This is a genomic window from Methylobacterium cerastii (assembly GCF_022179125.1).
Lineage (GTDB): Bacteria > Pseudomonadota > Alphaproteobacteria > Rhizobiales > Beijerinckiaceae > Methylobacterium > Methylobacterium cerastii.
This window is the reverse complement of record NZ_BPQG01000006.1, coordinates 182,385-207,582: the sequence shown is the minus strand read 5'-3', so window position 1 is coordinate 207,582 and position 25,198 is coordinate 182,385. Positions and strand designations below refer to the sequence as shown.

Here is a 25,198-nt window from a genome sequence, read left to right as displayed (position 1 = left end):
CCGCGCGGCCGCTGACTACTGCGAAGTCATGTTTTCCAAATCATCACGACGATATGAAGCGTGAGCGCGAAACGCATTCCCCACCGAATCCGTAGGGTAACGACGATAATCAATTTCCTTTTGCGTTCTTAACTTAGGGAAATGGTCTTCTCGGTAGTTTCCTCACGTTGCGACGCGCCGGTCGGCGTCTTATGGCGAAAGAGTCTAGCGCAAGGTCACGGGCGTCGTGATCACGGCCCTACGCTTGCTCCGTCGTCCAAGAGTGCTCGTTGCGACCCACGATGTGCGTCGTTTCGGGACACTGTCCGGTTCAGTTCGGAACATGGCGCGCCAGATGTTTCAAGATCGTCTGCCCGAGACCTTCCAACCGCTGCCGACCTCGGCCGAGCGGCGGCGCACGGTTTGGGCGGCCCTGCTGCCGCGCCGGAGCCGGGACGCGTTCCGCGTCGGCATCTCGGCCTCGGTGGCGGTGATCGACATGCTGTCGATCGTTCTGACCGCGATGGTGATCGAATACGGCTACTTCTACATCCTCAACGGCGAGGTGATGCCGCTGTCGTCGAGCTGGGGCCTGCAGCTCTCGGGACTCCTCGCCTTCGTCATCGTCTCGACCTCGGCCCTGCGCGAGGAATACGCGATCGAGGCGATGCTGGCGCAGAAGGCGTCGCTCCAGCGCAGCGCCGCCCTGTGGCTGGTCGCGTGGGCGGCCGCCCTGGTCGTGGGCTTCATCACCAAGACCACCAACGACGTCTCCCGCGTCGTCGCGTTGACCCTGTTCGTCTGCGGCCTGCCGGCGCTGATGCTGGCGCACGCGGCGATGATCGGCCTCGTGCGCCGCGGCGTGACGCCGGCCTCCAGCTCGGTCAGCCGCGTCCACCTCGTCGGCTTCGAGGACGACATCGCCCGCTTCTACGCCAGCAACGAAGCCGACTCCCTCGGCCTGCGCGTCGTCGGCACGAGCTACCTCCGCCGAATCGACACCCGGGCCGACGCGGCGACCCGCCACGCCCAGATGTCCGAGGACCTCGACCTCGCGGTCTCCGTAGTGCGGTTCCTGCGACCCGACGACGTCTTCATCCTGGTGCCCTGGGCCGACACCGCCGAGGTCGAGCGCTGCATCGACGCGTTCCTTCGGGTGCCGGCGGCCCTGCACCTGCGCCCGGGCTCGGTGCTCGACCGCTTCCCCGACATGCAAGTCTCCCGCGTCGGCCGGCTCTCGGGCATCAACATCGGGCGCCGCCCCCTGAGCATTGCCGAGGTTCTGCTCAAGCGCATCCTCGACGTGACGCTCGCCACCATCGCCCTCTTTGCACTGAGCCCGCTGCTCGCGGCGGTGGCGGTTGCGATCAAGCTCGACAGTCCCGGCCCGGTGTTCTTCCGGCAGAAGCGCTACGGCTTCAACCAGCAGCCCTTCGGCGTGTTCAAGTTCCGCAGCATGAAGGTGGAATCCGACGCGGTGTTCAAGCAGGCCTCGCGCAACGATTCGCGGATCACCCGGGTCGGCGCCTTCCTGCGCCGCTCCAACATCGACGAGTTGCCGCAGATCCTCAACGTGCTGAAGGGCGAGATGTCGCTCGTCGGGCCGCGGCCGCACGCGCTCGCCCACGATCGCAGCTTCGAGCGACGCATCGCGCTCTACGCGCGGCGCCACAACGTCCGCCCGGGCATCACCGGCTGGGCGCAGGTCAACGGCCTGCGCGGCGAGACGCTGACCGATCTCGACATGGAGCGCCGGGTCACCCACGACCTGCACTACATCGACAACTGGTCGATCTGGTTCGACATCCAGATCATGTTCCAGACGGTGTTTTCGCGCCGCGCCTATCGCAACGCGTTCTGAGCGTTTCCAGGGTCTGATTTTCGGCGGCGCTGACTCCTGTCAGGCGGCTGATCCTACCATCCACGTCATCCTGAGGTGCGGACGAGAAGCGGAAGCCTCGAAGGAGCCCTCCAGGGATCGTGCGCGTTCTGCAGACCTCCTTCGAGGCCGGTGACGCGGCACCTCAGGATGAGGTGGTGGGTGGGAAGGGAGCGCATCGTCCGCCGCCGGCCGTCTCCCTCAATGCGCGTCGTCGCCCTGTCGCCCATGGCAGGCGCCGCACTCGCCCTCGACTTCGAGGATGCGGCTCGCGGGGCGGAAGCCTGCCCGCTCCAGGGTGCGGCCGAGCCCGGCTTCGATCTCCGGCGACGTGGTCTCGTCGATGCCGCCGCAGCTTCGGCAGATCAGGAACACCAGCCCCTCCCCGGCGCCGTGCTCGTGCGCGCAGGAGACGAACGCGTTGCGGCTGGCGATGCGGTGGACGAGGCCGTTCTCGGTGAGGAAGTCGAGCGCGCGATAGACCGACACCGCCGCCACCCGGCGCTCGGGCCCGCTGAGGCGCTCGGCGATGTCGTAGGCCCCCATCGGCTTGCCGGTCTCGGCGACGGCCTGGAGCACGTCGTGGCGCAGCTTGGTGAAGTGCAGGCTGCGGTCGCGGCAGAGCTTCTCGGCACGCGCCATGGTCGCGGCGGCGTGGTCGGCCCCGCACGCGCCTCCCTCGTGCCCGGCGTGGTCGTGCATTCCGCTCCTTGCGTCCCAGCCTTGGCGTCCCGACCGCGATTGAACGCTGCCGGTGTTACAGTGTATCACCGGAGATTATAGGCCGCGCACCCGGTCCGGGCAACGGATCGACGCCCGGCCTTCGCGCCCCTCGATCAAGATCGCCTCCCTTGAGACCCAGATCACGCCCGCCGGCTTCCTCGTCCGCGTCGCTGTTCCACAGCGGCTTGGCGTTCCGCCTCGGCCTGGCCGCCGCGCTCGCCGGGCCGCTGTGGCTGGCGATCGCCTGGACGCTCGGCACATGAGTGCGGGCGCGCCGACCCCCGGCGACATCCGCTTGAACTGCCTGACGCTCGGCTACGACCGGCATCCGGCGGTGCATCACCTCGACGGCACCATCCGCCGCGGCGACCTGCTCGCCCTGGTCGGACCCAACGGCGCCGGGAAGTCGACCCTGCTCAAGGGGCTGATCGGCGACATCCCGAGCCTCGACGGGCAGATCCTGCGTGGCATGCCGGCGCGCACCCTCGCCTACCTGCCGCAGGCCGACGAGATCGATCGCAGCTTCCCCTTGAGTGTCCTCGATCTCGCCAGCATGGGCCTGTGGCGGCGCTCCGGCGCTTGGCGCAGCCTGCTCGGCCATCGCGGCGCCGTCCAGCGGGCGCTCGAGGCCGTCGGCCTGTCCGGCTTCGAGGCGCGCCCGATCGGGACGCTCTCTGGGGGGCAGTTCCAGCGGGCGCTGTTCGCCCGCCTGATCCTGCAGGACGCGCAGGTGATCCTCCTCGACGAACCCTTCACCGGGGTCGACGCACGCACCACCGACGACCTGATCGCGCTGATCCGCACCTGGCACGGCGAGGGCCGGACCATCGTCGCGGCCCTGCACGACCTGGCGCAGGTGCGTGCGCATTTCCCAAAAACCCTGCTGCTCGCCCGCGAGCCGGTGGCCTGGGGCGCGACCGCGTCGGTGCTGTCGCCGCAGAACCTCGCCCGCGCCACCCGCCTGTCGGAGGCCTGGGACGAGGATGCCGCGATCTGCGCCCACGACCACGCTCACGCCGCGGCGGGGCTCGACGCACCGGGAGGCGGGCACGACCACGCCCATGCCCACGAGCACGGGCATGGGCATGGACATCACCACTCGGCCTCCACCGAACAGCGCGAGACTGCGGCGTGATCGATCTCGTTGCGCCGTTCGTCGAGTTCGGCTTCATGCGCCGGGCGCTGGTCGGCTGCCTCGCCCTGTCGATCTCGGCGCCGCCGGTCGGCGTGTTCCTGATGCTGCGCCGGATGAGCTTGATGAGCGAGGCGATGAGCCACGCGATCCTGCCCGGCGCCGCGGTCGGGTTCCTCGTGGCCGGCCTGTCGCTGCCGGCGATGACGCTCGGCGGGTTGGTGGCCGGGCTCACTGTCGCGCTGCTCGCCGGCCTCGTCACACGCTCCACCGTGATCCGCGAGGATGCGAGCCTCGCCGCGTTCTACCTGATCTCGCTCGCCGCCGGCGTCCTGCTGGTGTCGCTGCGCGGATCGCAGATCGACCTGCTGCACATCCTGTTCGGCACGGTGCTAGCCCTCGACGACCCGGCGCTGCTGCTGCTCGGCGGCATCGCGACGGCGACCCTGTTCGGCCTCGCCCTGATCTACCGCCCGCTGGTGATGGAATGCGTCGACCCGCTGTTCCTGCGCACGGTGAGTCGCAGCGGCGGCCCGGTGCACTACGCCTTCCTCGGCCTGGTGGTGATGAACCTCGTCGGCGGGTTCCAGGCGCTCGGCACCCTGCTCGCGGTCGGCCTGATGCTGCTTCCGGCGATCGCAGCCCGGTTCTGGGCGCGCGACCTCGGCACGCTGATCCCGGCCTCGATGCTGATCGCGGTGCTGGCGAGCTTTTCCGGCCTCAGCCTGTCCTACCATCTCGACCTGCCGACCGGGCCGGCGATCGTGCTGGCGGCGGGTGCCCTGTATCTCGTGTCGATGCTGGCCGGCCCGCGCGGCGGTCTGCTCTACCGCCTCGTCAAGCCGAGACACCTCGAGGCGTGAACTCAAGCGATGCGATTCGGAGCGTTTCGGCTCAGAGGTGGAAGAGACTGATGATCCCTGCGACGATCGCGTAAGCGAAGCCGGCGTTGAGCAGCACGCCGAGGCTTCCGATCCCCAGCCCGACCAGCACCAGGATGCCGTCGCGCTCGACCAGCCCGAGGCCGACGAGGCAGACCGCGAGGCCGAGGGGAATCTGGCCGATCACCGGCGCCGCGACGATCAGGGCGAGCGACAGTGTCAGCAGCGCGATGCCCATGCCGCGCATGCCGAGCGCCGTCTCGAACACGCTGAGCCGCGGCCGCGACCACCGCTCCAGCCGCCGCAACACCGGCACGGCGCGCTTGACCGCGCGCTCCACGTCCTTTCGGGCGACCGAGCGCCCGAGCAGCGCCTTCGGCAGCCAAGGCGAGGATTTGCCGATCGCGATCTGCACCGCGACGAGGAGCAGCAGCAGGCCGCAGACCAGCGGGATCGGCGGCGGCATCGGCAGGCAGTTCGGCAGGCCGAGCAGCACCACCAGCAGCGCGAAGGCACGATCCCGCAAGACCGCGACGATGTCGCCGACGGTCAGGCGGTCCCCCTCCTGGTTGGCGAGAACCGTGAGGACGTCGGACGTTCGGGCACCGGAATACAAAACGTGGCCGCAGGTTGCTGTCCCGGCGCGGGCTCTAGCCGAGTTCCGCACCGCCGCCAAGCGCCGCTTCCCCGCGGCCGTGCGAGCGCGTCGGACGTCGATCGTCGATAGGCTGGCAAACCCACCTCAAAGAACATTTTCTTTCAAGTTGCTCGGCTTACGCATTTGCCGACTTGAAGTAAATTCGACGCCCATGAGGTTGATAAATCCACAACAGATCATCCCCGAAATGATGCCCGCAACGGAATCGAGAAGACGGCGGGTCACGCGACAATCATCATCGTCGCGTCGAAAGACTGAGATCTTGTTCCTGAATGAGGGGCGCGGCGTTGAGATGCCCGGCTGCATCGACGGGACGGCGGTGGATCGCTACGCGCGTGGCGGGCCTCGTGCTCGCAGTCACAGCGCCGGGATGTTCCACGGCGTGCGCGGGCGAGGTCGACACCCTCCTGTTCGGCAGCCTCGATGCGGGCGCAGCGAACTTCCTATCGGTCGGCGCCAAGGTCGCGCTCGACAGGCTCGATCGCCCGGGCTTCGCCGTGCTGGCGAGCGTCGGCGGGGGACGGCGCAACGAGACGCCCTGCGTCTGCGCATCGACGTCCGGGCCCGTGCGCCTGTCGCGCTACACCGCGCTCGGTGCGACGCTGGTCGGCTATCAATGGTTCTCCGAATGGGGCGTGGTTGCCCTCTACGCCGGCCCCGAAGGCGCCATCGAGGCCCTGATCGACGGCCGTAGCGAGGCGACGCTGCCGGTACAGTGGGGCCTGCGCCTGCACGGCGAGGTCTGGGCGCGCCCGACCGACGAGACCCTGGTCCAGGCCACCTTGGTGCTCGGCTCGGCCCGCGATTCGGCCTGGTCCCGGATCGGCCTCGGCTATCGCGCCTGGGGCGCCTACCTCGGTCCGGAGGCCAGCCTCTACGCCGACCGGTCCGGCTATACGAAGTGGAACGTCGGGCTCCACGCCACCGACTTCGCAATCAGCGCCTACAATTTTCGCGTCTCGGGCGGCGTCCAGATCGAGAGCAACGCACGGCGGCCGAGCCCCTACGTGGCTTTGTCGGTTTGGAGCCCGCTCCGATAGGCCGATATCAGAAGATGCGGAGCTGATCCTTCGAGCGCCTACCGGCCTCATCGGGAATCGCACGTGACGCGGACGGCGCGTCCGCGCTCAAGCCGTCGAGGAACGAGGCCGCATCGGATGCGATCTCGGCCTTGCGCGCCGGCGTCATCTTGGCGAGCGAGCGGTAGGGCATGGCGAGGCGCGGATTGCCCTCGAGCCGGTCGGCGTTGGCCATCAGGAAGTTCCAGTACAGGTAGTTGAACGGGCAGGCGTCCGGTCCGGCCTTCTTCGCCACGTCGTAGCGGCAGGCGCCGCAGTAATCCGACATCCGGTTGATGTAGGCGCCCGACGCCGCGTAGGGCTTCGAGCCCATCACGCCGCCATCCGCCCACAGCACCATGCCGTGGACGTTGGGAAGCTCGACCCACTCGTAGGCGTCGGCGAAGACGACGAGGTACCATTCCTCGACCTGGGCCGGCGCCAGGCCGGCAAGCAGAGCGAAGTTGCCGGTCACCATCAGGCGCTGGATGTGGTGGGCGTAGGCGTGCGCCCGGGTCTCGGACACGACCTGCGCCAGGCAGTTCATCTCGGTCTCGCCCGACCAGTAGAACCACGGCAGGTCGCGTGTCGCATCGAGCGCGTTGGTCTCGGCGTAGGCCGGCATCCGCGCCCAGTAGAGGCCGCGCACGTATTCGCGCCAGCCGAGGATCTGACGGATGAAGCCCTCCGCGCAATGGAGGGGCGCGGCGCCCTCGCGGTAGGCGCGCTCGGCGGCGCGGCACACCTCCTCCGCGGTGAGCAGGCCGGCATTGAGCGGTGGCGAGATCAGCGCGTGGTAGAGGAACGGCGCACCGGCCTTCATCGCATCCTGGTAGTCGCCGAAAGTCGGCAGCCCGTCGGCGATGAAGTGCTTCAGGGCGTCGAGGGCTTCGCCGCGGGTCACCGGCCATCCGAAGCCGTCGAGGTCGCCGAAATGCCCTGCGAAGTGGCGCTCTACGAGGGCGAAGACCTCGCGCGTCGTCGCGTCCGGCGCGAAGCGCAGGCGGTTCGGCACCGCGTGGTTCTTCGGTAGCTTCTTGCGGTTGTCGGCGTCGAAGTTCCACTGGCCGCCGACCGGCTCCTTGCCGTCCATCAGCAGCCCGGTGCGGCGGCGCATGCCGCGGTAGAACGTCTCCATGCGCAGCGCCCGCCGGTCGCCGGCCCAGTCGGCGAACTCGCGCCGCGGGCACAGGAAGCGGTTGTCGTCGCGGATCTCCACCGGCACGGCGAGGTCGTCGCGCCAGTCCTGCATCATCGCCCAGACGCGCCACTCGCCGGGCTCCGTCACCACGACCCGCGTGGGGGCGTGCCGGGCCGCCGCGCGTTCGAGTTCGCCGGTGAAGCTGCCCGTGTTGCCGGGATCGTCGAGGCGGACGTAGTCGACGGCAATGCCCTCGGCCTCGAGCTCGACCGCGAAGTGGCGCATCGCCGAGAACAGGAACGCGATCTTCTGCTTGTGGTGGCGGACGTAGGTCGCCTCCGCCATCACCTCGACGATCAGCACCACGTCCCCGTCGTCGAGGTCGACGAGGCTCGACACGCGGCGGTTGAGCTGGTCGCCGAGGACGAAGCGCAGGGTCTTGGCGCGAGGGGACTTTCGCGGGGCCGACTTTTGTGGAGCCAAGCGCCTCAGCCCTTGGTCCGCAACATCGAGCGGCCGCCGTCGGCGCCGATGATCTGCCCGGTGATCCAGCCGGCCTCGGCCGACACGAGGAAGGCGGCGAGCCCCGCGATGTCCTCCGGGGTGCCGAGGCGCTGGAGCGCATGCATCGCCGCGATACCCTGCGCCAGGGTGGCGTTGCCGGTGATCGCGGCCGCGAGCGGCGTCCGGGTCAGCGAGGGCGCCACCACGTTGATGCGCACGTGCGGCGCGAGCTCGGCGGCCAGCGACAGGGCGAGGCCCTCGACCGCGCCCTTCGCCATCGCGACGGAGGCATGCGCCGGAAAGCCCTGCGCCACCGCTACGGTGGAGAACAGCACGACGCCCGCGCCCGCCTCGCCGGCGCCGGCCTTGAGCGCGCCGGCCGCGGCCTGGATCGCTGAGAAGGCGCCGAGGGCATTGATGCGGAAATCCGCCTCGGCATCCGCCCGCGTCAGGCGAGCGAGCGGGCGCAGGTTGATCGTGCCGACCGCGTAGACGAGCCCGGCGAGGGCGTCGCCGGCCTCCGCCGTCGCCTGCGCGAAGAAGTCCGGGTCGGTCACGTCGCCGGCCGTCACGGTGGTCTCGCCGAGCTCCGCCGCGGCGGCGTCCAGCCGGCTGCGGTCGCGCGCGGCGAGGTGCAGGCAGAAGCCGCGGTGCCGGAGGGCGTCCGCCGTCGCCCGGCCGATGCCGCCGGTGCCGCCGTAGATCAGAACCCGTCGCATGCTCGCTCCCCCGTCCATGGCACAGAACGTCCATTGGCCCAGAACGTCCCTTGGCGCCGAACGCCCCTTGTCGGTGGAGACGGTTCGGCAAGATGAAGTTAAGGCATCGTGGTGGAGGGGGGAGTCGGCGGCGGTCGGCGCGGCCGTTCCACAAGGTCGCATCCCGTTGGGACAGCCGGAGAATCCAGGCCCATGAAGTTCGCCTTCGCCGGCATCGATTTCCTCGGCGGCGTGTTCGAGGGCCTGATCGAGGCCGGCTGGACACCGATCAAGCTGTTCACCCGCCCCTGCGACGGCCTCTACGATCACAACGACGTGGTGGTGGCGCGCGCCCGCCAGCTGCGGGTGCCGATCCAGCTCTCGCGCCTGCGCGCGTCGGATCTCGATGCGCTGAACGCCGCCCACGGGCGCGACTGGGCGCTCGTCGTCGCCGGCTATCCCTGGCTGATCACCGGGTGGCGCACCCGCGCCGCCTTCGGGCTGAACATTCACCCCTCGCCGCTGCCGACGGGGCGCGGCCCCTACCCGCTGTTCCGGGCGGTGGAGGAGGGCTTCGAGACCTGGGGCGTGACCGCCCATGTGCTCGCCGAGGACGGCTTCGACACCGGCGACATCCTCGCCCAGGACCTGTTCCCGCTCGACACGCTGGAGAACCACGAGACGCTGCTGGCCAAGTGCCAGATGGCGGCGCAGCGCCTCGCCATCGGGCCGCTCGGGCGCGAGTTGCCGGCGCGGTGGCGGCGGCCCGAGCCGCAGGGCGACGGCTCGTACTGGGCACGCGCCAGCGACGTCGACCGCACCCTCGACTTCCGCGCCGACGTCGCCGCGATCCTGCGCCGGGTGCGGGCCTTCGGCACGATCGAGACGCTGGCGCGCCTCGGCGACGCCCGCGTCTACGTCGCCGAGGCCGCGGGTTGGCGCGAGGCGCACAAGCATGCGCCCGGCACGGTCGTCCACCGCCACAGGCGCCACGTGGTGGTCGCGGCCCGCGACGGCTTCATCCAGATCACGCGCTGGTCGCCGGTGGGCGTCGCCGAGGCCGAACAGATCGGACGATGACGGGGATGGCGCGGCGCGGCGGAGACAATAGTGAGGCCGGCCAAAACGGCTCGGGCAAGAACGGCTCGGGCAAGATGGTCCGCAAGGGCGACCTGCCGACGAAGATCTGCGCGCAGTGCGGGCGCCCCTTCACCTGGCGCAAGAAGTGGGAGCGGGTGTGGGACGAGGTTCGCTACTGCTCGGATCGGTGTCGAAGCGAGGCGAAGAAGGCCTGAGCGCTCAAGGCGTCTTTAACCGCGACCGATGGCGATGCGCGCGAAGACCCTTTGCAGCGACAAGAATCTAGAGGCGTGCCAGCATGTCCGGCGTGTCGACGTCGAGGGCCGTTCCGGGCTCGCCCGGAACCTCAAGCACGTCGATGCGGCCCTTCAGCAACGGGCCGGCGCCGTGGTCGCCTGACAGGCCTGCGAGGGCGTCGGCGAGTACCCGCCGGTCGAGCAGGACCGGGTTGCCGCGGCGCCCTTCGACCACCGGCGCGATCGCGGCCGGCGCCGGTCGCGCCGCGCGGTAGGCGGCGACGAGGCGATCGATCTGCCCCGGCGTCACCCGGGGCATGTCGCCGAGCAGGATCACTGCGGCGTCGGTCCCGGGCGGCAACGCGGCGAGCCCGGCCCGCAACGAGGTCGAGAGGCCGTCGGCGAAGGCGGCGTTCTCCACGAACGCCACGTCGAGCCCGTTGAGCGCCGCCCGCACCGCCGCGGCATGGGCGCCGAGCACCACCACGACCGGGCGGGCCTTCGCCGCGAGCGCGGCGTCCGCGGCGTGGCGCACCAGCGGCTTGCCGTCGAGTTGAGCGAGCAGCTTGGGTTCGGCTCCGAACCGCGTCCCGCGCCCGGCGGCGAGCAGGACGGCGCCGACGGCAGCCTCAGGCATCGTCGGCCGCGCTCGGCTCGCCGGACCGGGGCTGGGGCCGCGACACGATCTCCATCAGGAGGCCGCCGACGCCCAGCGCGACGATGTCGGCGCGGGTGACGGGCAGGTCGGCGAGCAGGCGGTGCAGCACCCAGTCGAAGCCGTTCTCCTTGGGCGAGCGGGCGCAGCCGGGCGCACCAATCACCGGCACGTCCCGGCACGCGCCGAGCAGCAGCAGGTTCCCGGGATCGACCGGCATGCCGAAATGGACGACCGCGCCGCCGGTCGCCTCGATGCCGGCCGGGATGACATCGCGCCGGTCGGCGATGGCGGACGCGCCGAACACGATGACGAGGTCGGCGCCTTCCTGGTCGATCGCCGCGGACAGGGCGTCGGCGACCACGGTGGCGGAATGCGGCACTCGGATGTCGGCGACGATCTCCGCACCCGTAGGCGCGAGCCGCGCGGCGAGCGCGGACAGCGTGCCGTCGATCGTCGTCTCCTTGAGGCTCGGCAGCCGCGTCGAGACCACCCCGACCCGGCGCCGACGGTAGGGTGCGACCCGTAGCGCCCCGGGCGACGCGGCGGCGCAGGCGCGCGCCAAGGCGTCTCCCGCCACCGCGTAGGGGATGATCTTGATGGTCGCGACCATCTCGCCGGCGACGAGGGGCTTGAACGGCGGCAGCGTCGCGGCGGTGATCGCCTCGTCGACGCCGTTGACCGCGTCGATGCCCGCGCGATCGACCACCAGCACGCCGGCTTCGTTCGCGAACAGGTTGCAGCGCCCGGTGAACGGCGCCTCGCTGCGCAGGCCGGCGCCGGCGAGGTGCCGCGCCAGCGTTTCGGCGGCCGCGTCCTCGCCGACGTCGCCGGGTTCGAGGGCGACGGCGACGAGGTCGCGCACGCCCTCGGCTTCGAGCCCGGCCACGGTCTCGGCCAGGATCGTCCGGCCCTTGCGCAGGGTCGCGCCGCCGGCCTTGATGGTGTGGGCCGCGATCAGGCCGAGGGCCGCTTCGACCGGAACCGGCCCGAACTTCACGAGGCCGCCTCGCGCGGCGCCCGCCGCAGGGCGGCGACCACCTGGGCCAACACCGAAAGCGCGATCTCGGCCGGGCTCACGGCACCGATGGCAAGCCCGATCGGCGCGCGGATGCGCGCCATCTGCGCCTCGGAGAAGCCGGCCTCGATCAACCGCACCGCCCGCGCCGCGTGGGTTTTCCGCGAGCCCAGGGCCCCGATGTAGAAGCATTCGGCAGACAGCGCCGCCTTGAGCGCCGGATCGTCGATCTTCGGATCGTGGGTGAGCGCGGCGAGCGCGCAGTAGCGGTCGAGCGGCGGCACCGCGCCGCCGAACGCTGCCTCAGGCCAATCCGCGACCAGTTCGACCCCGGGAAAGCGCTCCGGGCTGGCGAATGCGGTGCGCGGGTCGATCACCGTCACCGCGAGGTCGAGGGCGGCGGCCATCGGCACAAGCGCCTGGGTGATGTGCACCGCGCCGACCACGACGAGGCGGACCGGCGGCACCTGCACCGTGAGGAACAGCGTGCGGCCGCCGGCCTCGATCAGGCCGCTGCGGCCGGCGGCGAGGTGACGGCCGAGGGGTTCGGCGAGGGCGTCGCCGGCGATGTCGGCTTCCCGCACCAGGCGCTGCGTGCCGTCCGCGATATCGGTGACGAGGATCGCGGCGCGGCGTCCGGCGCGCTCGGCGTTCAAGCCTTCCAGGATGTCGGCGCGCATGGTCAGTCGATCCGCTCGACGAAGATGCGGATACGACCGCCGCAGGAGAGCCCGACCCGCCACGCGGTCTCGTCGGCGACGCCGAACTCGATCACCCGCGGCTTGCCGTCGGCGATCGCGTCGGCGGCTTCGGTGATCACCGCGCCCTCGACGCAGCCGCCGGAGACCGAGCCGAGGAAGTTGCCGTCTTCTTCGACGACGAGGTGGCTGCCGACCGGGCGCGGAGCCGAGCCCCAGGTCTCGATCACGGTGGCGAGCGCCACCGCGCGGCCGTCGCGGCGCCAGGCCGCGGCGGTGTTGAGGATGTCGGATTCGGTCGAGATCATCGGCGTGCCTCGGCAAGGCCGCGCGTCGGCCCGTGGGTGCGAGAGCCCGATCCGCGGGCCGCACGGTTCAGGTATGGCATCGCGGGCCGGGCGCAAGGCGCCGGCGACGGCGCCGTCGCGCGGAGTGAGGGACGGCGCGAGCCTCAGCGCCCGCTGCGCCGGGTCGCCACGGTGGCCAGCGCCGCGAGGTCCTTGTCGCCGTCGCCATGCGCGATCGCGTCGATCAGGTTGTCGCGCAGCACCCCGGCGAACGGCATCGGCACGTTCGCCGCCTCCGCCGCGCGGAGGACGAGGCCGATATCCTTGGCGCCGAGCCTGAGCCCGAAGCCCGGCGGCTCGTAGCGGCTCGCCGAGATGGAGGCGCCGTAGCCCTTGTAGACCGGCGAGGCGAACAGCGTGCCGGTGAGCATCGTCAGCAGGTCGGCGGCCGGCACGCCGTGCCCCTCGGCGAAGGCGGCGGCCTCGCCCATCGCCTCGATGGCGGAGACCAGCATGAAGTTGCCGGCGAGCTTCACGGCGTTGGCCTGATGCGGCTCGGTGCCGAAACGCCACGTCTTCGTGCCCATCGCGTCGAGGAGCGGACCCGCGCGCTCGATCGCCGCGGCATCGCCTGCTGCGACGATGTTGAGCGCGCCGGCCGCGGCCGCGTCGGGCCGCCCGAACACCGGGGCGCCGACATAGGCGATGCCGGCCCGCGCGTGGATGGCCGCGAGTTCCTGCGCCAGGGCGACCGAGATCGTGCTCATCGACAGGTGCAGCCCCGGCCGGCCGGCGCCGTCGAGCAAGCCGCCCTCGACGATCACGGAGCGCAGGGCGGCGTCGTCCGAGAGCATGGTGATGGCGGCGTCGCCCGCGAACGCTTCGGCCGCGGTTCCTACCGGCGTGGCGCCCACGATCTCCTGCGCGACGCCCGGCGAGCGGTTCCAGACCCGGACCGTGTGCCCGGCCTCGATGAGCTTGGCCGCCATGGCGCGCCCCATGCGCCCGAGCCCGATGAAACCGACGTCCATGCTGTGCTGCCTTTCGATGCCTCTCGGCCTCAACGCCGCTCGCGCGCCTGCGATGCAGGCCGCGTCGCTCATTCCGCTGCGGCGGCGATCCGGGTCTCGATGCGCTCGGGCGCGACGGCGGCTGCCAGCGGCAGCTCGATCGCGGCGGCGAGGCCGCCTTCGGGGCGGTTCGTCAGGGTCAGCCAGCCGTCGTGCGATTCGACGATGGCGAGCACGATCGACAGGCCGAGGCCGAAGCCGCTGGCGTCGTTGAGGTTGCGCGCCCGGTCGCCGCGCACGAACGGCTGCAGCATGGCGTCGCGCTCGGAATCCGGGATGCCGGGGCCGGTGTCGCCGACGACGATGCGGACGCCGCGCGGCGTCTGCTCCATGGCGAGGCGGGCGCCGCCGCCGTACTTCACCGCGTTGTCCACGAGGTTCGTGATCGCGCGCTCGAGCTCGTCCGGCCGGCCGCGCACCAGCACGTGCCGGCTCTGCGTCACCGCGACGTCGGCGCCGACGTCGAGGAAGCCGTCGCAGACGGTCTGCACCACCGAGGCGAGGTCGATGAGCGTCCGCGCGCCCGCCGCGCCGCCCTGCCCGTCGCGGACGAAGGAAAGGGCCGCCTCGACCAGCGCGTTCATCTGGTCGAGGTCGCGCAGCGTCATGGTGCGGGCGTGATCGTCGTCGATGAATTCCGCGCGCAGGCGCAGCCGCGTGATCGGGGTGCGCAGGTCGTGGCTGATCGCGGCCAGCATCTGCGTGCGGTCGTCGATCAGGCGCCGCACCCGGTTGCGCATCCGGTCGAGGGCGCGCGAGACGGCGATGACCTCCTGCGGGCCGGCTTCAGGCAGGGCCGCGTGGTCGTCGCCGGTGCCGAAGGCTTCGGCCGCGCCCGCGAGCCGCGCCAGCGGCGCCGTCAGCGCCCGCGTCGCCCAGACCGAGAGCAGGGCCAGGGTGAGGGCGAGGAAGATCACGGTGAAGATAATCGCGCCCTCGTGCGGCGGGCGCAGCGGGTCGTCCGGCAGGCTCGCCTGCAGCCGCGCGCCGTTCGGCGTCGCGATACCGAGCCGGAGGTAGCCCGCCTTGCGGATCTCGGGCGTGCCGATGTCGACCACGGTGAGCGCCCGGCCGAACCCGTTCCGCAGGCGGCGGACGACCGGACGGTCGGAGCCGTCGTCCGTCGGCGCGGCCTCACTCCAGGGGGCGATCTGGAGGTTCGGCACGCTGCGGGCCGCGTTCGCGAGGAGAGTCGCACGGTCCTGGGGCGCCGCCGAGTCGAGCAGGCGCGCGACGATCGCGAGGCGGCCGGCCGCGACGCCGGGGTGGTCGTCCGGCCGCCACGGCTCGCGCAGAAGCACGAAGGCCGTGGTCGCGACCGCGTGGGCGACGACGATCGCCGCGACGACGAGGAGCGCGATCTGCCCGGCGACGCTGCGCGGCCGCAACCGCGCCCTGATGCCACCGAAGCTCATGTGAACCTCATGACCGGGTCACGTCCGGCGTGAACAGGTAGCCGCCGGAGCGGATCGTGCGGATGATCTCGGGATTGCGCGAATCCCGCTCGATCTTCTGGCGGATGCGGCTGACGAGCACGTCGATGCTGCGCTCGAACGGGCCGGCGCTGCGCCCCTGCGTCAGGTCGAGGAGCTGGTCGCGCGAAAGCACGCGGCCGGGGCGCAGGCACAGGGCGTGGAGCAGGTCGAACTCCGCGCCGGTGATCGAGATGCGCGCGCCCTCCGCGCTCAGCACCTGCCGCAGGGAGACGTCCAGCGTCCAGCCGACGAAGTGCATCCGGCGCACGCCCTCCTCCTCCGCCACCTCGTTGCCGGTGCGGCGCAGGACGGCACGGATGCGCGCGAGCAGCTCGCGCGGGTTGAAGGGTTTCGCGAGGTAGTCGTCGGCGCCGATCTCGAGGCCGACGATACGGTCGATCTCCTCGGCCTTGGCCGTGAGCATCAGGATCGGGATCGCGGAATTCTCTCTCAGGCGGCGGCACAGGCTGAGGCCGTCCTCGCCCGGCAGCATCAGGTCGAGGACGATGAGGTCGACCCGGCCGTCGACGAGCGCGCGGTCCATTTCGGCGCCGTCGCCGGCCAGCGTCACGCGGCAGGCGTTGCCGCGCAGGTAGCGCGCCACCAGGTTCGCGATCTCGCGGTCGTCCTCGACGATCAGGATGTGCGGGTTGGCGGGCGCGTTCATCGGCGGCGGTCGTCTTCGGTCACGTCCCGACGGGACTTCGCCACCCCTTATGGCCCGGGACGGGCGACAATCGAAGACGGGTCCCGGCAGCAAATTTGTAACGGCGTGTTTCCGCCGGTTCCCCTGGCGACGTGCATTTCGCGCGCGCAAGACGACGACGCAGCGACATCGCGCGAGAGCTTGCGCGCGCCGCCCTCAGTACCCGCGGGTTCTGTCGACGCCCGCCGGCACCTGCCCGGTGCTGCGGAAGGCCGCCACCGCGGCTGCGACCACCGCGGCCGCGGACGCCTCGTCCGTCGGCGCCGCGACGTGGGGCAGGACGGTCACGTCCGGACGGGTCCAGGCCGGGTGTTCCGGGGGCGGCGGCTCCTGCGTGAACACGTCGAGCACCGCATGCCCGACCTGCCCCGCGTCGAGGGCCTGCCACAGGTCGGCCTCGACGAGGTGCGCGCCGCGCCCGAAATTGATCACGCCGGCGTCCGGCGCCAGCCGCGCGAAGGCGTCGGCATCGAGGATGCCGCGCGTCTCGGTCGTGAGCGGCAGCAGGTTGACCAGGAACGCCGCGCCGTCCAGCGCCGCCGCGAGGCCGTCGCGGCCCGCATGCATGGCGACGCCCGGCATCGCGGCGCCCGACCGGCTCCAGCCGCGGACGGGGAAGCCGAGCCCGCGCAGCAGCGCCGCCGAGGCGCGACCCATCTCGCCCATGCCGAGGATCGCCACCGGGCGCTGCCCGGCGGCGCGGGCCGGATGCTGGCGCCATTCCCGCCGGCGCTGCTGCGCAGCGTAGACGGGAAGATCGCGGTGCAGGGCGAGCACGGCCGCCGCGACGGTTTCGGCCATCGCGCGGGCCAGGGTCGGATCGACGAGCCGGACGACCGGCACCGGCGGTAGCGTCGCGTCCTGCAACAGGCGCTCGACCCCGGCCCACAGGCTGTGGACCCAGGCTAGGGCCGGCAGGCCGGCGAGCGCCCCCGGCGGCGGGTTGGCGACGATCGCGATGGTGACCGCCGACCGGTCGAAGGCGTCGGCGGCGGTGACGAGGCGCTCGTCCGGCATCGCGCGGGCCAGCGCCTCGCGCCAGGCGGCTTCCTCGTCGGGCGGCTGGCTGGTGGCGAGCAGGATGGGAGCGGTCATGCGGAGCGCCTCGATCGGTCGGCAGGGTCGCCTTGCCTTCTACGGCAAGCGCGCGGGGCTGCCAGCGATGGGGCGCACGGCTTCTGCCCTTTCCATACCGGAGGATCGCGCCACATGTCCGGGAGACCCGAGAACCTTGCCAGCCGCGAGCGAAGAATGGCCAAGCCCGTCCATGCGATGATCCGCGTCCGCGATGAGACGCGCTCCGTCGCCTATTACGAGACGGCCTTCGGGCTCGGGGTGTCCGACCGCTTCGACTTCCCGGATTTCACGTTGGTCTACATGCGCGCGCCGGACTCGCCGTTCGAGATCGAGCTGACGGTGAACAAGGACCGGACCAAGGCCTACGACCTCGGCGACGGCTACGGCCACGTCGCCGTGGTGGTTGAAGACCTAGCAGCCGAGCATGCCCGCTTCACCCGCGAGGGGCTTCCGGCCACCGACGTGAAGACCCTCAAGCACGGCGACGCCGAACTCGGGACGTTCTTCTTCGCCACCGACCCCGACGGCTACAAGATCGAGGTGATCCAGCGCGGCGGCCGCTTCGCCTGACTGTTGTCCTGATCCTTCGCCCGAACCGATGAGACCTTTGACCCGCATGAACGGCCCGACCCGCATCGTCTGCCTCCGACATGGCGAATCGACTTTCAACGCCGCCCACCGCGCCACTGGCCGCGATCCCGACCACCGCGACGCCCGCCTCACCCCGCGCGGCCAGGGGCAGGCGCGCGCGGCGCGGGCGGCGTTGGCCGAGATCCCCTTCGACCTCGTGGTGGTGTCGCCCCTGACACGGGCGATCGAGACCACGGCGCTGGCCTTCGCCGACCATCCGGCCGAGCCGAAGATCCTGGTCGAGGTGCTGCACCGGGAGTGCCAGGAGAGCAGCTGCGACGTCGGCCGGGTCGCCTCGGAGATCGCGGCGGAATTCCCGCATCTCGATGTCGGGCACCTTCCCGAGGTGTGGTGGCACGCCGAGGAGGGCGTCGAGGACGGCCGGCATCCTGTCGAGCCGCGGCACCTGTTCGACCAGCGCGTCGCCGGCTTCCGCGAATGGCTGCGGGCGCGTCCGGAGGCGACCATCGCGGTGGTCGGCCACGGCACGTTCTTCTTCCACCTGACCGGGATCTGGCTCGACAACTGCGAGACCGTGGAGCTCGACCTGGACGCGGCCTCCGCAGCCGCCTGAGGCGCGGCGCCGCTCAGGCGTGGGCGACCGCCCGCGCGGCATCGAGGCGGCCCCGGGCGGCGATGAGGTCCACGTCCGGCGCCTGACGCCCGATCCCCAAGGCGTCGTCGAGGATGTCGACCGCCAGGCTCCAGGCGCCGGGCACGAACGCCGCCGCACCCTCGGCGATCTCGGCGGCGCAGCGCGGGTCGTCGGCGGCGCGGATCGCCGCGGTCGCCGTGCGCGAGACCGCCGCCGCCAGCGCCCCGGCGATCCAGGCCTGACGCCCCGAGGCGGCCTGCGCCCGCGCGCCGCCTTGCCATGCGGCCGAGCGCGCGGCGGCCAGCGCCTCGTCGATGTCGCCCGCGGCGGCGCAAAGGACGGCGAGGTCGACGAGCCCGGCCTTTTCCAGCAGCGGCGGCAGCAGGCGGCGGATGCTCGCCAGCGCCAGGAACACCGTTCGCTCGATCTCGACCGCGGGCAGGTCGGCCGATCCCGACAGGCGCAGGACGAAGGCCATCAGCCGGTGGCGCTCGGCGTCCGGCATCGCGTCGTTGAGGCCGAGCGCATAGGCCGCGAGCGGGCGCGAAAAGCAGGGCGGGCAGTCGTCGCTGGACCGGATCGCGCGATAGGGCAGGCCAGCGGCGACGAGGGCGGCCTCGTTGATGCAGGTGCCGCCGTCGGGCCCCGGAAACGGGTGCGAGCCGGAGAGCAGCCGCCAGTTCAGGATGTGGTCGAACCCTGCCATGCGAAACCTTCGAGCTGCCGGGAATCGTGTCCGGGAGCGAGCGTGGCACGCTGGCGTTGGGTTGGCGAGGGGGCGATCAGCCGCCGACGTCGAGCGCGACGCCCGACAGCATCGCCAGCCCGAGCACCAGCACGAAGGCGCCGGCCAGAAGCTCGAGGGCGCCGAGCGCCAGGATGCCGGCCCGTCCGCGGCCGCCGGCCAGGCGCAGGGCGGCGCCCTTGGCGAAGACGGCGAGGCTCGCGAGCGCACCGGTGGTGAGCGCGGTGCCGAGCGCCATGGCGAACACGGCGAGGATGCCGGCCGCCAGCATCCCCTGCGCGGCGGCGAAGACCAGGATCAGCACCGCCCCGGCGCAGGGGCGCGAGCCGGCGGCGACCACGATGGCAACGCGTTCCCGCCAGGTATCGAGGGATTCGAACGCCCGCGCGTCGGCGAGGCGGGCATGGCCGCAATTCGGGCCGCAGCCGCCCGGCGCGCCGAGGTCGGCGAGCCGCCCGGCCTTGCGCCAGGTCACCGCGAGGCCGATCGCCGCGACGAGGGCGAAGCTCGCGATCTCGATCGCGTTGCCGGCCTGCGTCATGCCGGCGGCGGTGGCGCCGAGGACGAGGCGGCCGGTGCCGACGATCGCGATCGCGACCAAAGCCTGCAGAACCGCGGCGGCGAAGCTGAGGCCGAAGCCGCGGCGCAGGGCTCGCTCGCCGGCGAACAGGTAGCCGGCGATGACGGCCTTGCCGTGCCCAGGGCCGGCGGCGTGGAAGACGCCGTAGGCGAAACCGAGGGTGACCAGCGGCGTCCAGTCGCCGCCGCCCTTGATCGCGGCGAGCGCGGCCTGGAGGCTCCGCGAAAAGCTCGATTGGATCGCCAGGAGCCAGCCGCCGAGCCCGGTCGCCGAGGGCGCGGCCTCGCGGAAGCCGATCCCGAACGGAGACCGCGGCGGTGGCGTCGCGAGGCCGGGCGCCACGAGCCAGACCAGAAGCGCGAGGACCAGGGCCGCGACGCCGATCGCGGCGGCGACCAGCGAAAGCCGCAGCGGCAGGCGCCGGGCCGGCGGGACAGCTAGCGCGGCGCCTACGGACACGCGACCAGCACCCGGTTCGCGAACTGCACGCCGTAGCCCGAGGCCGCCGTCAGCGCCTCGAAGAACGCCTCGCTCATGCCCGGCGATCCGGCCTCCGCCGTCTTCGGCTCGGGCGTCTTGGGCCGCGTCACCGTGGCGGCGCAGCCGGCGGGCGCGCCGACGAGCGTCGCCGCGTCGGGCGCCTCCGACAGGCCGAAGAAGACGAAGTAGGTCGGGTCGTAGACTTCGAGCGCCAGCACGCCGCGCCCCTGCGACGGCGGCGTCTTCAGCGGCAGGCGGAAGCTCAGGGTGAGGCTGTCGCCCTCCATCGCCATCCGCGGCTCGACCGGGTCGGCGAAGGCCTGTTCCTTGCCGCCGACCTTCAGCTTGGTGAAGTAGCCGAATTCGGCGAGGTTGCCGGTGTTCTCGGTGGCGAGGGTCTGCAGCTCGTCCGGCGTGAGCTTGCCGTCCTTGTTCGCGTCCAGCCCCTGCGTGACGAAGGCCGTGTAGGCGGCGTCGAACGTCCAGACGTTGCGCACGGCGACGACCTTGCCGTCGGCGTAGGCGATCTCGGCCTTTGCCGTCACCCAGACGTGCGGATGGGCCGCGGCGGGCAGGGTCGCGAGCGCCAGCAGCGCGGCGGCGAGGGCAGGACGAAGGATCGCGAGATTCGGCTTCATGCGGGTCGGACGCTCGCGGCGCTGAGGTGAAGGATCCGTTAAGCGCATGTCTTGTCGGCATCCGCTGGGGCGAAAGCGAGGCGAACCGCAACGGGGAAGTCCCGCGGGAGGCGACGCCGAATCCGATGTCGGCCGGGCGCCCGGCGGCATCGTCGTCATGGCCTTGGCGACGCGATCGTATTACCCGGGCGAACCAGATGTCGGCCGCCCGCGCCCGCCGGGTCCCGCGCCATTCGGCGCGACCGTCATCCAACCGTCACGACGGCGTCGCAGGCAGGCGCCGACCCGCTACGCCAGAGGCACGCCATGGACTTCCACCGCCGATTCACCGTGCTGATGTGCGCGCCGGCCTTCGATCCGGACGACCTCGAAGGCGTCCGCGTCGCGCAGATCGTCACGGCGGTCGAGGGCCGCGGCTTCGAGGTGATCCGCGCGCGTCGCGTCGAGGACGCGGCGATCGCCGTCCAGACCGACGCCGCGATCGGCTGCATGGTCGTCGACTGGGGCAAGCGCGGCCTCGACGGCAAGGCGGCGTCGCTGATCGACATGATGCGCCGGCGCGGGCTGGAGATGCCGATCGTCATCCTCGTGCGCCGCAAGCGCCTGGAAGACATCCCGGTCGAGTTGCTCGACTTCATCGACGGCTACATCTTCCTCGCCGAGGAGACGCCCGAGTTCATCGCCCGCGGCCTCGTCTCCCGCGTGACGCAGTATGCCGAGACCCTGAAGACGCCGTTCTTCGGCGCGCTCGTCGACTACGCCGAGAAGGGCAACCAGCTCTGGACCTGCCCGGGCCACAACGGCGGCATCTTCTACAACCGCTCGCCGATCGGGCGGATCTTCGTCGAGCATCTCGGCGAGGCGATCTTCCGCGACGACTTGGACAACTCGGTCCTCGACCTCGGCGACCTGCTGACCCACGAGGGTCCGGCGTTGAGGGCGCAGAAGGAGGCCGCCCAGATCTTCGGGGCGGAGAAGACCTACTTCGTCCTCAACGGCACCTCGGCCTCGAACAAGGTGGTGCTGGGCTCGCTGGTGGCCGAGGGCGACCTCGTGCTGTTCGACCGCAACAACCACAAGGCGGCCCACCACGGCGCGCTGATGCTCGCCGGCGGCATCCCGATCTTCCTCGAGACCGACCGCAACGCCTACGGCCTGATCGGCCCGATCTACCACGAGGCCTTGGACGAGCAGGCCATTCGCGAAAAAATCCGCCGCAACCCGCTGGTGGAGGACAAGGAGGCCTGGCGCCGCGAGCGCCCGTTCCGCGTCGCGGTGATCGAGCAGTGCACCTACGACGGCACGATCCTCGACGCGCAGGGCGTCGTCGAGAAGATCGGCCACCTGTGCGACTACATCCTGTTCGACGAGGCCTGGGCCGGCTTCATGAAGTTCCATCCGCTCTTCGTGGGCCGGTTCGCCATGGGGCTGAAGGGGCTCGACGAGACCTCCCCCGGCATCATCGCCACGCAATCGACCCACAAGCAGCTCGCGAGCTTCAGCCAGGCCTCGCAGATCCACACCAAGGACGGTCATATCCGCGGCCAGACCCGACGCGTCGAGCATCGCCGCCTCAACGAGAGCTTCCTCGTCCACGCCTCGACCTCGCCGTTCTACCCGATCTTCGCCTCGCTCGACGTCGGCGCGCAGATGATGAAGGGCCGGTCCGGCATGATCCTGTGGGACGACACGATCCGCCTGGGGATCGAGTGGCGCAAGAAGGTCCGCGCCATCCGCCGCGAGTTCGAGGAGAAGGAGGGCGATCCGAGCCGGCGCTGGTTCTTCGACCCCTTCGTCCCCGACGTGACGCCCGGCCCCGACGGCGTCGACGTGCCGTGGGAGAGCCTGACGACGGACGTGCTCGCCTCGGACCCGAAGCACTGGGAGCTGCGTCCCGGCGCGCGCTGGCACGGCTTCACCCATGTCGGGCCCGAGACCTCGCCCGGCTACGCCATGACCGACCCGAACAAGCTCACGGTGCTGACGCCGGGCTTCGACCGGGCGACTGGGGAATACGCCGCCCACGGCGTGCCGGCGCCGATCGTCGCGCAGTACCTGCGTGAGAACCGGATCGTCGCCGAGAAGAACGACCTCAACTCGCTGCTCTTCCTGCTGACGCCCGGCGTCGAATCGTCCAAGGCCGGCACGCTGATCTCGGGGCTCGTCGCCTTCAAGCGCCTGCACGACGACAACGTGCTGCTGGAGGACGCGATGCCTGAGTTCGTGCGGCGGCGGCCGAACCGCTACCGCGGCATCCGCCTGCGCGACCTCTGCGCCGACTTCCACGCCTTCCACCGCGAGCACGGCACCTCGGCGCTGCAGCGCAAGCAGTTCCAGCCGCAGCACCTGCCCGAGATGGTGATGGCGCCCAAGGCCGCGGCCCAGATGTTGACGCGAAACAACGTCGACTTCGTGCCGATCGCGGAGGCCGAGGGCCGTGTGGCGACGACCTTGCTTCTGGTCTACCCGCCCGGGATCGGCACGGTGCTGCCCGGCGAGCGGATCGATGAGCGGGCCAAGCCGATGCTGGACTACTTCAAGATGTTCGAGCGCTCCGCCAACCTGTTCCCCGGCTTCGAGGCCGAGATCCAGGGCGTCTACCGGCAGGTCGAGCCGGACGGGCAGATCCGCTTCCACACCTACGTCATGCGCGAGGCGCGCTGATGGAGGACGCCGCGGCGCCGGGCGCCCTCGCGACGCCAGAGCCGGCCGCGCCCTGCGCCGACATCGTCATCCGCCCCTCATCGGACGGCGACCTCGCGGCGATGGTGGCAATCTACGAGCACCACATCCGCCGCGGCGTCGGCGACGTCGGCGACTTCGAGGAGGACCGGCTGCTGCCGGACGACCTGCGGCGGCGGCGCAAGACCATGCGCAAGAAGCGCCTGCCCCACCTCGTCGCCGACCGGAACGGGCAAGTCGCGGGCTACGCCTACGCGGTGCCGTTCCGCAAGCGGCCGGCCTACCGCTATACCCTGAAGCACTCGATCTACGTGCATCCCGAGCATCTGCATGCCGGCATCGGCCGGCGCCTGCTGCCGGCGCTGATCGAGGCCTGCGCCGCGGGCGGCTACCGGCAGATGATCGGCTACATCGATTCGGAGAACGCGGCGTCGCTGCGCCTGCACGAGGCTTGCGGATTCGTCCGCGTCGGCCACCTGCCGGCGGTCGGCTACAAGTACGGCCGCTGGAGCGACAGCGTCATGGTGCAATGCGCCCTCGGCTCCGGCTCCGACGACCAGCCCTCGACCTGGCAGAAGCCGGTGGAGGCGCTGGTGGCGGGGCACGACTGGACGGGGAAGTAGCCGCCCAGGGGTTGGTGCGCTGCGGCGAACTCCGCGGCGGGCGGAACGTTGTTCCGGCATCGAGGCGCCGGCGTTGGTGATGGCGCCGCTCGACATTCACCGCCAAGGATTCGCATGTCCCGCTCCGACAGCCCCGTGCTGCAGCCCTTCACCCTCGGCGACCTCACGCTGAAGAACCGGGTCGTCATGGCGCCGCTGACGCGGAGCCGGTCCTCCGTCGCCGGGGTGCCGCCGGACTTCGCGGCCGACTATTACGGCCAGCGCGCCAACGCCGGGCTGATCATCTCGGAGGCGACGAACATCTCGCCGCAGGCCGTGGGCTACGCCTACACCCCGGGCATCTGGTCCGATGCGCAGGTCGAGGCCTGGCGCAGGATCGTCGCGACGGTGCATGCCAACGACGGCCGCATCTTCCTGCAGCTCTGGCATACCGGCCGGATCTCACACCCAAACCTTCAGCCGGACGGCGGCTTGCCGGTCTCGGCGTCCGCGATCAAGCCGAAGGGCACCGCCTTCACCGAGGATGGCATGAAGGCGCACGTGACGCCGCGCGCCCTCGAGACGGACGAGATCCCCGGGATCGTCGGGGATTATCGCCGCGCGGCGGAGAACGCCAAGCGCGCCGGCTTCGACGGCGTCGAGATCCACTCGGCGAACAACTACCTGCTGGAACAGTTCGTCCGCGATTCCACCAACACGCGCACCGACCAATACGGCGGCTCCATCGAGAACCGGTTGCGCTTCCCGCTGGCCGTGGTGAAGGCCGTCACCGAGGTCTGGGGTGGGGGAAACCGCGTCGGCATCCGCCTGTCGCCCGCGACCACCGAGCCCGGCAAGACGCCGTTGGACAGCGACCCGCATGCCACCTTCGGCGCCTATGTCGACGCGCTGTCCGATTTCGGCCTGCTCTACATCCACACGATCGAGGGCGTGACGCAGCAGACGCGCGACGTGCCGGACGGCGTCGACTTCCTCGACCTGCGCAAGCGCTTCTCGGGCGCCTATGTCGGCAACAACCAGTACACCCTGGATCTGGCCGAGAAGGAGCTGGCCGAAGGCCACGCCGACCTGTTCAGCTTCGGCCGGCCCTACATCGCCAACCCCGACCTCGTCGCGCGGCTGGCCTCGGGCGCGCCGCTCGCGGAGGCGCCCAAACCCTACTGGTACGGCGGCGGCGCCAACGGATACTCGGACTGGCCGGGCATGGACGGCCCGGTGCAGATCGAGCGCTGAGCCTCCAAGCCCGGTGCGTGGATGTCGCGCCGGGCTC

27 protein-coding genes are annotated in these 25,198 nt (G+C 71.3%); 12 read left to right on the top strand and 15 right to left on the bottom strand.

What is annotated here, in order from left to right; genetic code table 11:
* Window positions 1-334: 334 nt before the first annotated feature.
* Window positions 335-1,840 carry an exopolysaccharide biosynthesis polyprenyl glycosylphosphotransferase gene (locus MFF13_RS03080; protein ID WP_147761387.1) on the top strand — a complete coding sequence of 502 codons (1,506 nt, stop codon included), beginning with the start codon at window positions 335-337 and terminating at the stop codon, window positions 1,838-1,840.
* A gap of 219 nt (window positions 1,841-2,059) precedes the next feature.
* Here the strand turns inward: MFF13_RS03080 and MFF13_RS03075 are convergent, their stop codons facing one another.
* A complete protein-coding gene (locus MFF13_RS03075) occupies window positions 2,060-2,560 on the bottom strand; it encodes a Fur family transcriptional regulator (protein WP_147752916.1) in 501 nt (166 codons plus the stop codon).
* 149 nt (window positions 2,561-2,709) lie between these two features.
* Between MFF13_RS03075 and MFF13_RS26345 the strand changes: the two genes are divergently transcribed.
* The 3 genes from MFF13_RS26345 to MFF13_RS03065 are packed head-to-tail and all read left to right on the top strand — an operon-like array spanning window position 2,710 to window position 4,576.
* Window positions 2,710-2,844 carry a hypothetical protein gene (locus MFF13_RS26345; RefSeq protein ID WP_281406013.1) on the top strand — a complete coding sequence of 45 codons (135 nt, stop codon included), beginning with the start codon at window positions 2,710-2,712 and terminating at the stop codon, window positions 2,842-2,844.
* Window positions 2,841-3,716 carry a metal ABC transporter ATP-binding protein gene (locus MFF13_RS03070; protein WP_147813970.1) on the top strand — a complete coding sequence of 292 codons (876 nt, stop codon included), beginning with the start codon at window positions 2,841-2,843 and terminating at the stop codon, window positions 3,714-3,716. Before MFF13_RS26345 ends, MFF13_RS03070 begins: the two co-directional genes overlap by 4 nt.
* Window positions 3,717-3,751: 35 nt before the next feature.
* Entirely contained in the window at window positions 3,752-4,576 is an 825-nt protein-coding gene (locus MFF13_RS03065) for a metal ABC transporter permease (RefSeq protein WP_147761457.1), read from the top strand.
* A 31-nt stretch (window positions 4,577-4,607) separates the two neighbouring features.
* Here the strand turns inward: MFF13_RS03065 and MFF13_RS03060 are convergent, their stop codons facing one another.
* Window positions 4,608-5,210 carry an exopolysaccharide biosynthesis protein gene (locus MFF13_RS03060; RefSeq protein ID WP_147752932.1) on the bottom strand — a complete coding sequence of 201 codons (603 nt, stop codon included), beginning with the start codon at window positions 5,208-5,210 and terminating at the stop codon, window positions 4,608-4,610.
* Window positions 5,211-5,587: 377 nt separating this feature from the next.
* Between MFF13_RS03060 and bcsS the strand changes: the two genes are divergently transcribed.
* The gene (gene bcsS / locus MFF13_RS03055; RefSeq protein ID WP_238270770.1) at window positions 5,588-6,292 is read left to right on the top strand and encodes a cellulose biosynthesis protein BcsS; all 705 of its coding nucleotides are present in this window, start codon (window positions 5,588-5,590) and stop codon (window positions 6,290-6,292) included.
* Between the two features lie 7 nt (window positions 6,293-6,299).
* Here the strand turns inward: bcsS and MFF13_RS03050 are convergent, their stop codons facing one another.
* Together MFF13_RS03050 and MFF13_RS03045 are read right to left on the bottom strand one after the other, a co-directional pair.
* Complete coding sequence (locus MFF13_RS03050; RefSeq protein ID WP_147761390.1) at window positions 6,300-7,934, bottom strand: cryptochrome/photolyase family protein; 1,635 nt, start codon at window positions 7,932-7,934, stop codon at window positions 6,300-6,302.
* A 5-nt stretch (window positions 7,935-7,939) separates the two neighbouring features.
* Window positions 7,940-8,674, bottom strand: a complete 735-nt coding sequence (locus tag MFF13_RS03045; protein ID WP_147761391.1) for an SDR family NAD(P)-dependent oxidoreductase — start codon at window positions 8,672-8,674, stop codon at window positions 7,940-7,942.
* Between the two features lie 192 nt (window positions 8,675-8,866).
* Between MFF13_RS03045 and MFF13_RS03040 the strand changes: the two genes are divergently transcribed.
* Window positions 8,867-9,733: a formyltransferase family protein gene (locus MFF13_RS03040; protein ID WP_147761392.1), complete on the top strand. Its 867-nt coding sequence runs from the start codon at window positions 8,867-8,869 to the stop codon at window positions 9,731-9,733.
* Between the two features lie 74 nt (window positions 9,734-9,807).
* Window positions 9,808-9,948, top strand: coding sequence for a DUF2256 domain-containing protein (locus MFF13_RS03035; protein ID WP_147761458.1), 141 nt, complete (start codon window positions 9,808-9,810; stop codon window positions 9,946-9,948).
* Window positions 9,949-10,015: 67 nt separating this feature from the next.
* Here the strand turns inward: MFF13_RS03035 and MFF13_RS03030 are convergent, their stop codons facing one another.
* From MFF13_RS03030 to MFF13_RS02995, 8 genes are all read right to left on the bottom strand, one after another.
* Complete coding sequence (locus MFF13_RS03030) at window positions 10,016-10,606, bottom strand: nucleotidyltransferase family protein (protein WP_147761393.1); 591 nt, start codon at window positions 10,604-10,606, stop codon at window positions 10,016-10,018.
* A complete protein-coding gene (locus tag MFF13_RS03025) occupies window positions 10,599-11,624 on the bottom strand; it encodes a molybdopterin-binding protein (RefSeq protein ID WP_147761394.1) in 1,026 nt (341 codons plus the stop codon). Before MFF13_RS03025 ends, MFF13_RS03030 begins: the two co-directional genes overlap by 8 nt.
* Window positions 11,621-12,322: an XdhC family protein gene (locus tag MFF13_RS03020; RefSeq protein ID WP_147761395.1), complete on the bottom strand. Its 702-nt coding sequence runs from the start codon at window positions 12,320-12,322 to the stop codon at window positions 11,621-11,623. Before MFF13_RS03020 ends, MFF13_RS03025 begins: the two co-directional genes overlap by 4 nt.
* Before the next feature lie 2 nt (window positions 12,323-12,324).
* Complete coding sequence (locus tag MFF13_RS03015; RefSeq protein WP_238270761.1) at window positions 12,325-12,648, bottom strand: XdhC family protein; 324 nt, start codon at window positions 12,646-12,648, stop codon at window positions 12,325-12,327.
* Window positions 12,649-12,791: 143 nt separating this feature from the next.
* A complete protein-coding gene (locus MFF13_RS03010) occupies window positions 12,792-13,658 on the bottom strand; it encodes an NAD(P)-dependent oxidoreductase (RefSeq protein WP_147827771.1) in 867 nt (288 codons plus the stop codon).
* Window positions 13,659-13,726: 68 nt separating this feature from the next.
* Window positions 13,727-15,112: an ATP-binding protein gene (locus MFF13_RS03005; protein WP_147761398.1), complete on the bottom strand. Its 1,386-nt coding sequence runs from the start codon at window positions 15,110-15,112 to the stop codon at window positions 13,727-13,729.
* 7 nt (window positions 15,113-15,119) lie between these two features.
* Entirely contained in the window at window positions 15,120-15,839 is a 720-nt protein-coding gene (locus tag MFF13_RS03000; RefSeq protein ID WP_147761399.1) for a response regulator, read from the bottom strand.
* A gap of 195 nt (window positions 15,840-16,034) precedes the next feature.
* Window positions 16,035-16,973 (bottom strand): 2-hydroxyacid dehydrogenase, encoded by a 939-nt coding sequence (locus tag MFF13_RS02995; RefSeq protein WP_147761400.1) that lies wholly within the window; start codon window positions 16,971-16,973, stop codon window positions 16,035-16,037.
* A gap of 156 nt (window positions 16,974-17,129) precedes the next feature.
* Between MFF13_RS02995 and MFF13_RS02990 the strand changes: the two genes are divergently transcribed.
* Both MFF13_RS02990 and MFF13_RS02985 read left to right on the top strand, forming a co-directional pair.
* The gene (locus tag MFF13_RS02990; protein WP_147752930.1) at window positions 17,130-17,525 is read left to right on the top strand and encodes a VOC family protein; all 396 of its coding nucleotides are present in this window, start codon (window positions 17,130-17,132) and stop codon (window positions 17,523-17,525) included.
* 28 nt (window positions 17,526-17,553) lie between these two features.
* Complete coding sequence (locus tag MFF13_RS02985) at window positions 17,554-18,159, top strand: histidine phosphatase family protein (protein WP_373322475.1); 606 nt, start codon at window positions 17,554-17,556, stop codon at window positions 18,157-18,159.
* Between the two features lie 13 nt (window positions 18,160-18,172).
* Here MFF13_RS02985 and MFF13_RS02980 read toward each other — a convergent pair whose 3' ends face one another.
* The 3 genes from MFF13_RS02980 to MFF13_RS02970 form a co-directional block, all read right to left on the bottom strand.
* A complete protein-coding gene (locus tag MFF13_RS02980; RefSeq protein ID WP_147761402.1) occupies window positions 18,173-18,886 on the bottom strand; it encodes a hypothetical protein in 714 nt (237 codons plus the stop codon).
* Between the two features lie 76 nt (window positions 18,887-18,962).
* Complete coding sequence (locus tag MFF13_RS02975; protein ID WP_147761403.1) at window positions 18,963-19,964, bottom strand: nickel/cobalt transporter; 1,002 nt, start codon at window positions 19,962-19,964, stop codon at window positions 18,963-18,965.
* Entirely contained in the window at window positions 19,955-20,623 is a 669-nt protein-coding gene (locus MFF13_RS02970) for a DUF1007 family protein (RefSeq protein ID WP_147752792.1), read from the bottom strand. The genes MFF13_RS02975 and MFF13_RS02970 overlap by 10 nt, the downstream gene beginning before the upstream one ends.
* Window positions 20,624-20,929: 306 nt before the next feature.
* Between MFF13_RS02970 and MFF13_RS02965 the strand changes: the two genes are divergently transcribed.
* The 3 genes from MFF13_RS02965 (at window position 20,930) to MFF13_RS02955 (ending at window position 25,161) form a co-directional block, all read left to right on the top strand.
* Window positions 20,930-23,287 (top strand): Orn/Lys/Arg family decarboxylase, encoded by a 2,358-nt coding sequence (locus MFF13_RS02965; protein ID WP_147752791.1) that lies wholly within the window; start codon window positions 20,930-20,932, stop codon window positions 23,285-23,287.
* Complete coding sequence (locus MFF13_RS02960) at window positions 23,287-23,928, top strand: GNAT family N-acetyltransferase (RefSeq protein ID WP_147752790.1); 642 nt, start codon at window positions 23,287-23,289, stop codon at window positions 23,926-23,928. Before MFF13_RS02965 ends, MFF13_RS02960 begins: the two co-directional genes overlap by 1 nt.
* Window positions 23,929-24,042: 114 nt before the next feature.
* Window positions 24,043-25,161: an alkene reductase gene (locus MFF13_RS02955; RefSeq protein ID WP_238270759.1), complete on the top strand. Its 1,119-nt coding sequence runs from the start codon at window positions 24,043-24,045 to the stop codon at window positions 25,159-25,161.
* Window positions 25,162-25,198 lie beyond the last annotated feature (37 nt).